General features: G+C 42.7%; 14 protein-coding genes and 1 pseudogene. 9 read left to right on the top strand and 6 right to left on the bottom strand.

Annotated features, from left to right (window positions below):
• Positions 1-10 precede the first annotated feature (10 nt).
• On the bottom strand, positions 11-1,414 hold the full coding sequence (hydA, locus tag M3152_RS00990) for a dihydropyrimidinase (RefSeq protein ID WP_251693251.1): 1,404 nt from the start codon (positions 1,412-1,414) through the stop codon (positions 11-13).
• A gap of 84 nt (positions 1,415-1,498) precedes the next feature.
• Positions 1,499-2,746: a Zn-dependent hydrolase gene (locus M3152_RS00985; protein ID WP_251693249.1), complete on the bottom strand. Its 1,248-nt coding sequence runs from the start codon at positions 2,744-2,746 to the stop codon at positions 1,499-1,501.
• 223 nt (positions 2,747-2,969) lie between these two features.
• On the opposite strand from M3152_RS00985, the gene M3152_RS00980 reads away from it, so the two are divergent.
• From M3152_RS00980 to M3152_RS00965, 4 genes are all read left to right on the top strand, one after another.
• Positions 2,970-4,340 carry an aspartate aminotransferase family protein gene (locus tag M3152_RS00980; protein WP_251693247.1) on the top strand — a complete coding sequence of 457 codons (1,371 nt, stop codon included), beginning with the start codon at positions 2,970-2,972 and terminating at the stop codon, positions 4,338-4,340.
• On the top strand, positions 4,341-5,861 hold the full coding sequence (locus M3152_RS00975; RefSeq protein ID WP_251693245.1) for a CoA-acylating methylmalonate-semialdehyde dehydrogenase: 1,521 nt from the start codon (positions 4,341-4,343) through the stop codon (positions 5,859-5,861).
• Between the two features lie 173 nt (positions 5,862-6,034).
• The gene (locus M3152_RS00970; RefSeq protein ID WP_251693242.1) at positions 6,035-6,541 is read left to right on the top strand and encodes an SRPBCC family protein; all 507 of its coding nucleotides are present in this window, start codon (positions 6,035-6,037) and stop codon (positions 6,539-6,541) included.
• A gap of 17 nt (positions 6,542-6,558) precedes the next feature.
• Positions 6,559-6,735 carry a hypothetical protein gene (locus M3152_RS00965; RefSeq protein ID WP_251693241.1) on the top strand — a complete coding sequence of 59 codons (177 nt, stop codon included), beginning with the start codon at positions 6,559-6,561 and terminating at the stop codon, positions 6,733-6,735.
• 239 nt (positions 6,736-6,974) lie between these two features.
• Here the strand turns inward: M3152_RS00965 and M3152_RS00960 are convergent, their stop codons facing one another.
• The 3 genes from M3152_RS00960 to M3152_RS00950 are packed head-to-tail and all read right to left on the bottom strand — an operon-like array spanning position 6,975 to position 8,788.
• Positions 6,975-7,745, bottom strand: coding sequence for a class I SAM-dependent methyltransferase (locus M3152_RS00960; protein WP_251693239.1), 771 nt, complete (start codon positions 7,743-7,745; stop codon positions 6,975-6,977).
• On the bottom strand, positions 7,742-8,257 hold the full coding sequence (locus M3152_RS00955; protein WP_251693237.1) for a hypothetical protein: 516 nt from the start codon (positions 8,255-8,257) through the stop codon (positions 7,742-7,744). Before M3152_RS00955 ends, M3152_RS00960 begins: the two co-directional genes overlap by 4 nt.
• A 6-nt stretch (positions 8,258-8,263) precedes the next feature.
• Positions 8,264-8,788: a GrpB family protein gene (locus M3152_RS00950; protein WP_251693234.1), complete on the bottom strand. Its 525-nt coding sequence runs from the start codon at positions 8,786-8,788 to the stop codon at positions 8,264-8,266.
• Between the two features lie 634 nt (positions 8,789-9,422).
• On the opposite strand from M3152_RS00950, the gene M3152_RS00945 reads away from it, so the two are divergent.
• The 5 genes and pseudogenes from M3152_RS00945 (at position 9,423) to M3152_RS00925 (ending at position 13,063) form a co-directional block, all read left to right on the top strand.
• Complete coding sequence (locus M3152_RS00945) at positions 9,423-9,785, top strand: hypothetical protein (RefSeq protein WP_251693232.1); 363 nt, start codon at positions 9,423-9,425, stop codon at positions 9,783-9,785.
• A gap of 72 nt (positions 9,786-9,857) precedes the next feature.
• Positions 9,858-10,601: a class I SAM-dependent methyltransferase gene (locus M3152_RS00940; RefSeq protein ID WP_251693230.1), complete on the top strand. Its 744-nt coding sequence runs from the start codon at positions 9,858-9,860 to the stop codon at positions 10,599-10,601.
• Positions 10,602-11,031: 430 nt separating this feature from the next.
• Entirely contained in the window at positions 11,032-11,409 is a 378-nt protein-coding gene (locus M3152_RS00935; protein ID WP_251693228.1) for a hypothetical protein, read from the top strand.
• Between the two features lie 121 nt (positions 11,410-11,530).
• Positions 11,531-11,731: a hypothetical protein gene (locus M3152_RS00930; RefSeq protein WP_251693226.1), complete on the top strand. Its 201-nt coding sequence runs from the start codon at positions 11,531-11,533 to the stop codon at positions 11,729-11,731.
• Positions 11,732-11,836: 105 nt separating this feature from the next.
• Positions 11,837-13,063, top strand: a pseudogene (locus tag M3152_RS00925) (translocation protein TolB).
• Between the two features lie 561 nt (positions 13,064-13,624).
• On the opposite strand, the gene M3152_RS00920 reads toward M3152_RS00925, so the two are convergent.
• Positions 13,625-14,167, bottom strand: a complete 543-nt coding sequence (locus tag M3152_RS00920; protein WP_251693225.1) for an HAD-IIIA family hydrolase — start codon at positions 14,165-14,167, stop codon at positions 13,625-13,627.
• Positions 14,168-14,195: the final 28 nt, after the last annotated feature.

The raw sequence follows: 14,195 nt of genomic DNA, 5'->3' as shown, positions 1-14,195 counted from the left end.
GGATTGATGTTCAGACGTTGATCCGTTCTGCAATCGTCTTCTGTGCGGCGCGCTTGATATAACGGCCACTACCTAATGCACCTACAAATTGTCTGTTTTTAATGACGTATTCACCACGTACAAGTACACTGATGGGTTCTCCGGTCACTTCCCATCCCTCGTACGGATTGTAATCGACATTCATATGGTGGGTATCCGCAGATATTTCACGTTTTACCGCAGGATCAAAAATCACGATATCTGCATCAGATCCTATAGCAATCGTTCCTTTTTGCGGGTATAAACCGAAAATTTTCGCGGCACTTGTCGAAATCATATCGACGAAGTCATGGATGGAAATCCGCCCTTTCGCAACGCCTTCAGAATATAAAATACTGAAACGATCTTCGATAAAAGGTCCGCCATTTGGAATTTTTGAAAAGTCATTCAGTCCTAATTGCTTTTTTCCGTTGAAGCTGAAAGAACATTGATCCGAGCCGATTGTTTGCAGCTGCTTGGCTTTTAGCGCATTCCATAAATGCTCTTGATGGTATTTAGGGCGAAGCGGCGGTGACCACACATATTTCGCCCCTTCGAAGCCTGGCTGGGCTAACGCTGACTGATCGAGTGTCAAATATGGCGGACATGTTTCCCCATACACGTCATAGCCTTTTTCACGCGCTGTAATAATTTCATCTAGCGCTTCTTTACACGTCACATGGACAACATAAAGCTTGGCACCTGCTATATGTGCCAGTTCAATGGCCCGTTTCGTCGCCTCGCCTTCTACTTCCGCAGGACGTGTCAGTGCGTGATAAATCGGAGCTGTCTGGCCGGCTTGCCTCGCCTCCTCTACTAATTCATCAATGACTGAACCATTTTCACAGTGCACCATCACAACAGCACCTATGTCTTTAGCGATTTTAAAGGCTTTGAATAGCGTACGATCAGACGCTTGGAATTCTTTCGCGTACGCCATGAACACTTTGACAGACGTAATCCCCTCCCGCTCTAACAACAAAGGCAACTCCACCTCTGTTTCAGGCGTTAAATCAGTAATCATTAAATGAAAGCCGTAGTCAATTACTGAATTCCCCTTTGCTTTTTCATGCCACTTCTCCACAGCATCGGCAAGTTTCTTTTCACTCGCTGATAAACAGAAATCTAAAATGGTCGTCGTCCCACCGAAGGCAGCGGCAATTGTACCCGACTTCCAATCATCATCAGTTACTGTGTTATTAAATGGCATATCCAAATGCGTATGCGGATCAATTCCACCAGGCATCACGTATTTGCCCGTAGCATCTACAATTTCCGCTCCTTCAGCTGATAAGTTTTTGCCGATTTGGACAATCTTGCCGTTTTCGATCAAGATATCTGCCTCATACAAATCTGAAGCTGTTGCGATGAGTCCGCCTGTAATTATTTTTTTCATACTATCCTCACCTTTCGATTAATGACTGTAAGTTTTTTTATATATGCTATTACACGAGTTCATTACGCCGATGTACCCCATACATCATTGATTCAGTGTGTATCTATCGCTCATGCTGAACTTCGTTTGCAGCGCCAACACGGTTTCCAGTAACACGTCTGCCCCCTTTGCACAGTCTTCAAATGCCGTTTCTTCTTCCTCGCAATGACTTTTCCCGCCGATGCTTGGCACAAAAATCATCGCAGAAGGGATGATACTCGCAATATACTGCGCATCGTGTCCCGCCCCGCTGAACATTCTATGGATGGAATAACCGAAGTGAGCGCACGATTTTTCCACTTCATTGCAAATACCTGCATCAAAGAATACTGTATCCCGCCCCCATAGCTTGACCGGTCGAACGCTACAACCGTTTTCCTCTGAGGCTACTCCTGCCAATACCTTCTCCACTCCACTCATCACCTCTGGAGATTGGTGACGTGAATCGATGGTAAACACTACCTTGTTTGGAATGACTGTATGGATATTAGGCGTCACATGCATACGACCAAACGTGAATACAAGATTTTCGTCGATTTTGCCTAACTGCTCGTGCAAAGACGAAATTAATCGGGATGCCACAATCATCGGGTCATTTCGCATCGACATTGGCGTCGTGCCAGCGTGATTTGATTCACCTGTTACGGTAATCTCATAGCACACCATGCCTAAAACACCTTCTACCACTCCAATATCACATTGCTTAGCAGCTAACACCGGTCCTTGTTCAATATGCAGCTCAATATAAGCAAAGGCTTCTGTTAAACGATTTTCTAGCTCACCTTCATAGCCACTCGCCTGTAATGCTTCTTGAAAAGTAATGCCGTTTTTATCGGTAGAACTCAGCATTTTTTCTCTACTGAACTTGGATGCAATAACACCAGAACTCATCATCGCCGGATCGAAGCGGGCACCTTCTTCATTCGTAAAATTCACAAGCATTAATGGAATCTCGAGCTCAATGTCGTTATCCTTTAATGTCCGTATAGCCTCTATGCCTGTTAAAATACCTAACACGCCATCAAACCTGCCGCCTTTTTCAACAGAATCCAAATGCGATCCGATTACGATTGGCGGACAATCTATTTTCCCCGGCAACGTCGCATAGATATTGCCCATATCATCCGTTTTGATATCCATGCCCAGCTCTTTACAAATTTCACTAAAGCAGTCCCTTGCCAAAATATCCTCTTTTGACAGGGACAGTCGGGTTACTCCCCCATTGGGAGTCGCACCGAACTGACTAAACTGTTCAACTAATGTCTGCAATCGACTCCGATTACATGCATACATATGCAAGTCCTCTCTTTCATAATTATTGAACTACCCAACACTTATAAAAACTATAAAACTAGTGTATTCGGAGCAAACTGATATAAGACTTAAAAAATATGGCCAAGCGCATATTTATGGGATGTTCTTTATATAATAAGGTGCCGTGAGTATAACGCTGTTTTTCTAAGGAAATTGATTAGTGGATTGATAGCATAGGATAAATGAAGGAGTGTTAAATTCAATGACGAACGTTACAAGTCAAAATTGGCAAGTAAAAGATGAGCAGTATGTATGGCATGCCATGAAGCCGTACAACCCGAATGCTACGTCAATTATTCAGAAATCTGAAGGCGCTTGGGTAACGGATATTGACGGGAAACGTTACTTGGATGCCATGTCCGGTTTATGGTGTGTGAACGTCGGCTACGGTCGGGAAGAACTCGCCAAGGCCGCTTATGAACAATTACTGGAAAATGCCTATACACCCCTGTCCGTCGGGCACGTCCCTGCCATCCAACTAAGCGAAAAGATCAGCGAATTATTGGGTGATGATTATGTAGTCTTTTACTCCAACAGCGGTTCAGAGGCGAATGAAGCCGCCTTCAAGATCGCACGTCAATACCATCAACAGAGAGGGAACACAAATCGTTCGAAATTCATCTCCCGCTATCGGGCCTACCACGGCAGCACGATGGGGGCGTTAGCGGCAACAGGGCAAGCCCAGCGCAAATATAAATACGAACCGTTAGCACCGAACTTCATTCATGTTGCACCGCCGGATGCATACCGTGAAAACGAAGATCATATTACAGAGCCGACTGCCCTGCCGTCTGTTCAGGCGATTGATAATGTCATGACGTGGGAAATGTCCGATACGATTGCAGGCGTTATTCTCGAGCCCATTATCACGGGCGGCGGTGTGATTATGCCGCATGAGGACTATTTACGCGGGGTAAAAGCTGTTTGTGAAAAGCATGGGGCCTTGCTCATTGTAGACGAAGTCATTTGCGGTTTCGGTCGTACAGGCAAAGCATTCGGCTTCCAGAACTATGGCATTCAACCGGATATTGTCACAATGGCAAAAGGATTAACAAGCGCATATATGCCGTTATCAGCAACAGCAGTGCGCCGAGAAATCTATGAAGCCTTTATCGGAAGCAAGGAGTATGACTTTTTCCGGCACGTCAATACATTCGGCGGCTCTCCAGCGGCGTGTGCGGTTGCCCTTAAAAATATCGAAATCATGGAAAGGGAAAGTTTATTCGCCCGCTCAGAAGAAATGGGCGCTATTCTCCATGCGGAACTGCAAGAACGCTTGAAGGACCATCCAAATGTCGGCAACATCCGCGGGAAAGGCTTACTGATCGGCATTGAGCTTGTAAGTGACAAAAACATCAAAGCACCGCTTGAAGTAACTGCTGTCAACAAAGTCATTTCTCTATGTAAAGAACAAGGGTTGATCATCGGGAAAAATGGTGTCACGGTTGCAGGTTTCAACAATGTTTTAACACTCGCTCCACCATTAATTATTTCGTTGGCAGAAAAGGATTTGATCGTTGAAAAACTCACACGTGCATTGCATGAACTGCTGCCGAAAGGGGGAAATGAATAAATGGTGACGAATACAGAGGTAAAAGAACTGGGGCACTTTATTAATGGTGAAATCGTAGCTGGTACAAGTGGTCACTTTTCAAATGTTTTCAATCCAAGTACAGGTGCAGTGATTGCACATGTCCCTCTTGCAACGAAAGAGGAAGTTCAAGATGCCATTGCAACTGCTCAAGCAGCCTTTCCAGCATGGCGTGCTCTATCAGTCGGCAAACGCATTGAGATTGTGATGAAGTTTCGTCAATTAATGACCGAACGTATGGGTGAGCTCATCGATATCATTTGTACCGAAAGCGGGAAAACGGTCGAGGATGCGAGGGGTGAAATTACACGTGGTCTGGAATCAGTAGATTTAGCCATCAATGCCCCCCACTTGTTAAAAGGCGAGTACTCCGTCAATGTCGGCGGGGATATTAATGCTTATTCTGCAAAAGTTCCACTTGGTGTCGTTGCAGCGATTTCCCCATTCAACTTTCCAGTGATGGTGCCACTTGCCATGACAAGTATGGCGGTCGCAGTCGGCAATTCCGTCATACTGAAGCCTTCCGAGCGTGTCCCCTGCTCCGCATTGTTTTTTTCGGAGCTGTGGAAAGAAGCGGGCTTGCCCGATGGTGTCTGGACAGTCATCAATGGCGATAAGGATGCGGTCAATGAACTATTGGAAAACCCGGCTATTGAAGCCATTTCGTTTGTCGGATCCACGCCAGTCGCCGAGTATATTTACAAAACCGGCTCAAAATACGGCAAGCGTGTTACGGCATTAGGCGGCGGTAAAAACAATATGATTGTCATGCCCGATGCAGATCTGGAACAGGCCGCAAACGCATTTTTAGGCGCGGCTTATGGGGCCGCTTCCCAACGCTGTATGGCCATTTCGACAATCATCCCCGTTGGCGAAGAAACAGCGAATAAGCTTGTAGACGTACTGGCTCGAAAAATTGCAAGGTTAAAAGTGGGACCATACACAGATGCGGATGTTGACTTCGGACCTGTTATTACAAAACAGTCAAAGGACGCAATCATCGATTTTATCGACCGGAGCCTGGAGGAAGGCGCTACGCTCGTATGCGATGGCCGCAACCCGGACATTGCTAAAAACTCGAACGGCTTTTATCTGGGCCCTACTCTACTCGACAACGTCAAACCCGGCATGGAAATTTATGAGCAAGAAGTATTTGGTCCTGCACGCAATGTCGTCCGGGTAGATTCTTTAGAGGAAGCAATCGACCTGATCAATGCGCATGAGCTCGGCAATGGTGTGACAATTTTCACGAATAACGGGGCGGCCGCCCGCAAATTCACAACAGAAATCGACGTCGGCATGGTCGGGGTAAACGTCCCCATCCCCATTCCTGTCGGTTATCATAACTTTGCCGGCTGGAAACGATCAAGATTCGGCGAGGGGCATATGTTTGGGCCCGACCAAGTCCGTTTCTTCACCAAAACCAAAATCATTTCAGAAAAGTGGTTTGAAGAAAACAGCAAATCTGCGTCAACCTTTGCTTTTCCGAGTAATGACGGCTGATGATGCCCTATAAACAGACCCATTAGGCCAGATGCCTAGGGTCTGTTTTTCTACCCTCATATAGCATCTTAATCTTACATATAGATTGTCATAAAGAATTAATGGACTTGCCTTCTACAGAAGAGTAAATTGGGAGCGAGAAGTCAAATTCCGATAATCGAAAGGGTAAGATTATGCCAATCATCAAACACGAAATTCACATTAATGCACCTATCCATATCTGTTTTGACCTTGCCAGAAATGTGGATGTCCATACGGAGACAACGGCAAAGACGAAGGAAAGAGCTATCGCCGGAGTGACGACTGGACTAATGGAAAACGGTGATACGGTCACTTGGGAAGCCGTCCATTTGGGAATTAAACAGAAATTGACTGCAAAGATTATCGCGATGGATCGACCTTATCATTTCACTGATGTCATGGTGAAAGGCGCATTCCATTCTTTTACGCACACACATGAATTCATTGAAAGCGATGCGGGAACGGTTATGAAAGATACCTTTTCATATAAATCCCCTTTTGGCTTTCTTGGGAAAATGGCAGATCGTTTATTTTTAGAACAATATATGAAAAACTTCATTGCCGATCGAGCCAATGAGTTGAAGAAGATTGCTGAAAGAAATCAGGGGCACATCAAAACGAGCAAACTAGACCATATTAAGACAGTAAATGCAAAATGATATGGGAGGTTTTCGTAATGAAACAAGGCGCACATAGCAATTTATATTCCAATCCGAAAACGCCGGGAAATCGGACAGAAGTAAAAGAGGAGATTTCGATGGAATTGGCTGAGCTTGGTAATCTTCAACCGAATCATGAGAAGATGACACCGAACCATCGGGAGACGGCAGAGAGGGATAAATACAAAGGTTGAGTAAAAAAAACCAAGCCGCTTGCGAATCGCAGCAAGCGGCTTGGTTTCTGTAACGTTTATGATCACTTGCCTGGTTTTATGATCACCCACTGGTGGTTATGATCACTCAACTGGGTTTATGATCACTCACCGGGGGTTATGATCGCTCACCAGGGGTTATGATCACTCACCGGGATTTATGATCACTCAACGAGGGTTATGATCACTCACCGTGGTTTATAGGCGCTTGTCGTAAAAAATCAAGCCGTTTTCATCCTGCATACATACACCATCAAAACGCTCTCCTCATGCAAGCCATTCTCATCCCAATCGCCATAGACTTGCACAATTTCAAAACCATTTGCCGCTACTAATCGTTCCATTTCTTTTGGGAATGAATAGCGGAGGGAAATGCCATCCTGCTCCTCCGCGATTAACGTATTATCCCGATAAATCCGGCGATGGGTCCGGCAATCCGAGATCTGTGTCAAATGATCATATATATCGCGATGATTTTCAATCACCTGATTGCCATTTTTATCGACATACTTTTCTACGTATTCATCAACAGCAGAAAGCCCCTTCAATACCGGATTTCGTGTATCGAAAATGAAAACTCCTCCATCCACTAAGTGCTCGTGGACAGATTGGAATAAAGCGTCTTGCGATTCATTCGTTAAAAAGTGCTGAAAGGAATTTCCCGTCATAAAAGCGAGCGAACTTTTCACCGGCAAGTTCAATTTCGTGCAATCTTGCTGCGCAAATTCAATTGTTACTTCCGCTTGTTCAGCTTTCCGTCGAGCCCTTTCCAACATCCCTTCATGCAGATCTATACCAATCATTCGGAATCCGCGTTGCGCCATCGGAATCGTCAATCTACCCGTGCCGCAAGCCAATTCAATTATTGTATAGTCCTGGCTCGCCCATTTTAAGATCAGGCTCAAGTCCTTCTGGTACTTGTCATATAAATGATCATACATATCAGGATCGGCATATTTTTCGAGGTTTCCTTCAAATATATTTTGGGTCATAAATTTCCTCCTAATAGATTGCTAACAAGCAATTGATTCTTGGCCGGATCATCCCGCACAACAATCAACTTATCCAAATAAGGTTGAAGGATCCCGTCCAGCTCTTCACGTTTCCCTTCAAACTGTTTCGTCCATTTATACATGTTCCGCAGCATTTGAAAATCCGGTCTATACGCACACTCTTCTACACCAATCACTTGCCTCACGTGCCTGCTCAAAATCCGGATTTTTCGTTTCCATAAAGGTGGATCCAGCCAAATGATGATGTCAGCCAAGTCCAAAAGGAGGTGATAAGACGGTCGGTATACCCCCTCTGCAATCCAGCTACCCTTTGCATCCATTTGGTGAATGACCTGCACTGGCTCTTCAGGCGTCCGCTTAATCCGCACGCCATCCACGTCATGGTAAACAACTGAATCTAACTCAAGAAAAGGCAAATCCATTTGCTTCGACAATTCCTTTGCGTAGGTCGTTTTCCCGCTTGCAACAATCCCCATGATGAAAATCTTCATTTCTCCTCAACCCCGTTTTCGGTTCTCATCCCATTCAATTGCTTCCTGTTCAATGTGAGCCGCTAATTCGGCCTTTCCATTTATGTATGATTCAATATCGTAAAGAAATTGCTGCGCTAGCTTCTCTTTCAAATTCCCATATTCCTTCGCCTTCTCGGGATGCGCTCGCAGGAAGTCACGAAATGCAAGATGGCGAAAGATTTCCTGCGAGCCATCCTCGTAAATATGGATGTGATGCGTCCGCTCATCTCCGCCTTTTTGAAAATAACGACGCCCCGCGATTCCATTCTCGCCCTTCGCTTCGTACCCAATTCCCGCCATCATTCCGTTATACTGATCGATTCGCGATATGTCCTTCACGACAGGCATAATGTCGATGATCGGTTTTGCGGACAATCCACGTACCGATGTGCTGCCAATATGGTGGATTTCAATAATTTCCGTGCCCAATATCTCCTGTAATACAGCCGCTTCTTTTTCGAACTCAAGACTCCACCTTTCGGAAAAAGGCATCACTTCCACTTTCCGCATAACACATCTCCGTTCATCTGCTTATTGTCCGTTTTTTCATGCCGTAGTTTCTTAGTTGAATAGCAATCATATTCATCCACGTATTGATTGGAATGAATATGAATAACACCGTAATCCCTAAACTGTCAAAAAAACCTCCTCGAACGTCTTTAAGAAAAGTCTGTGCATCAATTTTATATAGCATTAAAAATGCCGAACCCAACACGACTGCATTTAGTACGAAAGAAAAAACGACTAACCGTGCCCTACTCGATTTCCTAGGCATCAAAAGGCATAGATACGTTGAAGCTATAAAAGTGAATAACAAGATGATGATTACAATGGCATTTATAAAAATCCACCCACCTATCTATCGATTATCGCAAAAAGGCTAACAGATTGAATAATTGTTAGCCCCTCCATTGTCACGTACTTATTTTTCCGAAGAACGCATCAATTTCTTAATCAACCGAATTTGCCCCCGGTGATTCAATTCATCCTCAAACACATGAAACCTTTGAAGTAGAATTTCATATTTATTCATCCAATCACCCCATACCTATGAATTCTCTAAACGGAGGGCCAATTCCTTTATTTCAAATTGAAACTATTATGGATATTAAACCACTAATCTGAAAACGAGGGCGTGAATATTATGAGAAAAAACTTTTTATACTTTGCGATATCAGTCTTCTCTGTATTGTTGTTGGTTGGCTGTACTGATAAGCAAACCGAGGAAAATCATAACCAATCAGATAGTTATACGGAGGTCAGAGAAATCGCTTGGAATTTCGTCAAGGAGAAGGGCTGGGCTGAAACTGCAATTGAAAATTGGCAGAGTGCAGAGGTAACAAAAGTGGTTGTTGGTAAAAACTATGATTTATTAAATCAAACATATGAAGGAAAAGAAGCGCTATCTGTTTCCTTTAAAGATAAAGAGAATAGTGTTATCGGTACACCTTTAATACTAATTGACAGTGATACATATAAGGTTATTGGTTATATGCTTAGTGAGTAGATATTCAAATACTTTCATATAAAGGAGAAGAAGCCTTCAACGTCGAATGTATATTCCCATGGAGGGATGAACATGGGAAATGATTCACTATTGTTAAACAAAAAAAGCTGGGATGAGGTGGCGCCGCGGTTCTTCGGGCGGAATCCGTTGCCTGAGTACGGGCCGCTTGCGCCTCGGGAAGAGGATTTGAATTTACTAGGTGATGTGGATGGTTTGAAGGTGTTGGATATCGGTTGCGGCAGCGGACATTCCTTGCAATATATGGATTCTCGAGGTGCAGCGGAACTATGGGGAGTGGACCTTTCAAAGACACAAATTGAAACAGCGAAGGAGTTGCTAAAGGACAGCAAAGTGCCTGTTCATTTATTTGAGTCGCCAATGGAGGAAAACCCTGGGCTGCCTCTCGCATATTTTGATATCGTCTATTCCATTTATGCGTTAGGTTGGACGACCGATTTACGACAGACGCTCACGAATGTGCACAACTATTTGAAACCGGGCGGTATTTTCGTTTTCAGCTGGGAGCATCCATTGCACAGCCGTGCAACCTTGTTGGATAAAGTTCTTCATTTCAATAAATCTTATCAAGAAGAAGGTGCTTATGATCACGAAGCTTGGCATGCCCCTGCGATCATGCAGCAGTATAAAGTGAGTACATATATCAATATGTTGATTGAATGCGGGTTTGAAATTGAGAAGGTCATTGAGGATGTTTCATTGACGGAGGAAGACCGGGAAAGACATGCGAATAGGTGGTATTCGTATGAGAAAGCGAAGTTAATGCCTACCACTTTAATTATTAAGTGCGGAAAGTAAGGGTAGCCGCATTAACGTGTGGTTGACGCTGCATAGTTTTCAACAAATCGGCCAGATGGTTGTATAGCGCATTTAGAAATTTAAATTAGAAATAAGATAAGGGGGAAGAACATGCATAAAAAGAAATACTTCATATTGCTACCTCCAGCATTGATTATAGGATTTATTTTGTTGTATTACCTTCCAACAGAAGATAGAGCATATGTATTTCTAGCCCCTATTGCTTTTTGGATAATCTATTACAGCTGGATATTTGTCGAAAAGAGAAACACGAAAAGAAATATATCATGATTCGTGCCATAATCGAGCTCTTTAAAGGCATAAGATGATTCATTTATTGGATCAGTTTTGTAAATTTAGTAACGGAGTCATATGCAATGAAACCAGTTCATACAGTCATCCGTGTATTAACTAAGAGGAGGAGATTAAAATGAAACATAAGAATTGGATACTTTCGGGTTTCATCCTGCTTCCCATCACCTTGTTAATGGCTTATGATTTTTTTCCAGAGCTGAACGGATTCTTACAACTTTCAAAACCACTTCTCATTGGGCTAATTCTAATTTTCTTGTTTTCCGGATTCTTTATTAACCGTTTCCAAAAAGCTTCTCTGAAATCCGATTTGCTATGGCAAGTTATACTAACATCTTATTTATTGCTATTACTCATAGCGTATACCTTACTTGGCGGCGAATCACAGGTAGGAATATCACTGTCCAACCCTTTCCTATGGATTGTTCTATTGATTACATTTTTTGATATTGCAAAGCAGTATAAGAAGATGAAAACTGCTCAATCGAATTCTTAAATTCGTCATAAAATATTTTTTTCTAAATTTAATAGTACTAAACAATTTAGTCCGAAAACATCTTTGAGCTGCCATATTCATTCATGAAGCACAATGGATTCTATCTATGGGAGAGATTGAAATGCAAGATGAACTAACTGAAATAGCAAAAGCCGAGCTAGCGGAAAAATTAGGGTTAAGTAAAACGGAATCATTGAAAAACACTTTGTCTCAAGGCGATTTTGGCTTCAGCATTGACTTTTCTATACTCATTCCAATACTTATACTAGTAGCTCTTCTGTTTATTCGTCATAGAAGGAAGAGTAAATTGAAGAAGAATTAAAGATAACTGGCGCATATCCATACATGGATTTGCGCCTATTTTTATTAAGGATAGCTGTTAGTAATGTGGGCAAAATAAGACTTACATCTTTAAGGAGGGATGGACGTGAGAATACGGATTTTATTACTACTCACTCTTATCTGTTTTCATTTTTCGTCAATCGCAAGTGCAGATGCCCCATTAACAGCTGCATTTATCCGTGATTATCAGTTATGGATCAAAAAGGACGGGCAAGAAATACAACTTACAACGGACCGTTATGTATATGGTCCTAAGTGGTCCTATGACGGTCGCTTCATCGGCTATATTGATGGCGATGAAAAGGGAGAGAAATCGGATTTATTCATTTACGACATGACGGAAAAGGAAAGTTACCAGCACTATGTTAATTCCGTCACGTCGGACTTTAAATGGGCTCCGGATAAAAATCAGATTGCTTACACGGATCATGGTCTATTAAATGTGACAAAAATGAAGAATGGCCGACCGTATGGATTTGAAAATGTTTCGTTAGGCGTTAGTGGCTTTGAATGGTTTCCGAACGGTTTAGAATTTATAGTCTCCTCATCGTCCAACTTACTCCCAACTGGATGGAGTCCTATCCCACTTTTCAGAATTCCAGTAGATGCAAATCTTGATAAAGATAAAATGAAGCCTTTTTATACGATTCAAACGGAAATACCTGACTTATTTGGAGTTGATGCTGATTATTTCAAGTGGAGTTCTGACCGGAAATGGGTTAGTTTTTTAGTGATTCCAACCGCCTCTTGGTCCATGGACAGCAATACATTAAGTGTTTTATCATCACAAGGAAAACACTTTCAAGCAGTGGGAAAAATGTTAGGTTATAAAGACTGGTTTAAGTAGGCTCCTTCTGCCAATGAATTGGCTTATATATCTGGCGAGGGAAGATTTTTTGTTGAAAACAAGAAAATGACGATTGCCGAAATCCCAATACTTAAAGAACAAAAAGAATATACACCTAAAGGATTTGTTGACCTTGATTTGGAATGGTATTCCAAAGACTTGGTGATTGTGGCGCGTGCGTTAGAGAACTTGGAGTGGAAAGAAGGACCTGTCCCGACTATGTTCACATCACTTTATTCCATAAACATAAGGACCGGAGACCAAGAACAAATCACATTTCCAGGGAAGAATGAAATTGACGAAAACCCTCAAGTTGTCGGACCTTACCTTACTTGGTTGCGGAAGAAGGTTGGGCAAGCCACGGGTGATGTATGGGTGAAAAAAACGTTGAATGGACAAGAGCAGATATGGCTTGAAAATGTGAATTATGCTCCAACGTTTTTTATTCCACAGGAAAAACCTTAACGTTCAGCTTTTAATAAATTGTACATTCGTTTTCCCCTTGAATTTCTTTCACAGAATCAGCTATGCACGCTAGCGAGTCAGACGTAACTATGTCAGATACCTCTTCATGGATGCCCAGCAAGTATTGCAAGTTGGTTTTTTAAAAAACATAAAAATGAAAGTTAAAGGACTTAAAGTGGATGCCTTTGCCGCCATATTGATGCACATCACATACTCTTTGCCGTCGAAATTCATTTTATTATGAAATTCATTTTATAGCGTTTATCTTCTAAAAACCTTCCCAATTGATGTGTGAATGAAATCGGTGACGCCATTTCGGGTAACTGCATCTTGCATTGAAAATGGTTTTAAAATTCTGCAACTGCCGATTTATATCCGACTTCTTTATAGCCTTCTTCGAAAGAAGGTGTTGAATTTGTCCAACGGAATGGATTCCTTTATTCGAAAGAAAATTAATAATAACAGGTATCAAGAGATAATTTTTTTATCATTGCATAATTCCCTCCTCTATTCAGATTAGGGTTGCTAATAGGAAGAAAAATATACAATTAAAAAAGCATCCTAAATTGGATGTATTTCCTGTTGAAGCAGCCAATTCACCGCGTCTAACAAGTTTTCAGCAATATAGTCTGGCTCTATGTCATCCCATGTTTTCCGATATTGGGTTAAAGAACCTTCACCCCACCCAGTTAAAACTAGAATTTTCTTCGCGCCGACTGCGTGCGCGGCTAACATATCTGTTGACCCGACATCGCCGATAAAAGCCGTTTTCGAAAGGTCTAATACATGCTTCTCCGCGGCTTTCCGAAGTAGACCGGGACTTGGTTTACGGCATTCGCATCCTTCCGATGAGCCGTGAGGACATATGAATGCATCATCAAAACCAAACGACATGAATTCATCAAGGAAATCTTCAACGCGCGCCTCTCCTTTGCTGATCCTGTGTTGGTTTGTACAGGCGAAGGTCTTGATGTCACGTTCCTTCAATAACTTTAGAGCTTCTTCGGTGAAAGAATAGGGAGTAAACTCTCTTGGGTGAATGAAGTGTCCGGTTCCACCTATTGTTCCATCTCGGTCAATAAAAACTGCTTGCAGCTTTTCCACTTGGCACATCCTTTTTCCCAATTGCACG

Origin of the sequence: Sporosarcina luteola, assembly GCF_023715245.1 — a bacterium.
Classification (GTDB): Bacteria; Bacillota; Bacilli; order Bacillales_A; family Planococcaceae; genus Sporosarcina; species Sporosarcina luteola_C.
Note: the sequence above shows the minus strand (reverse complement) of the source record. Positions and strands in the feature narration are given on the sequence as shown.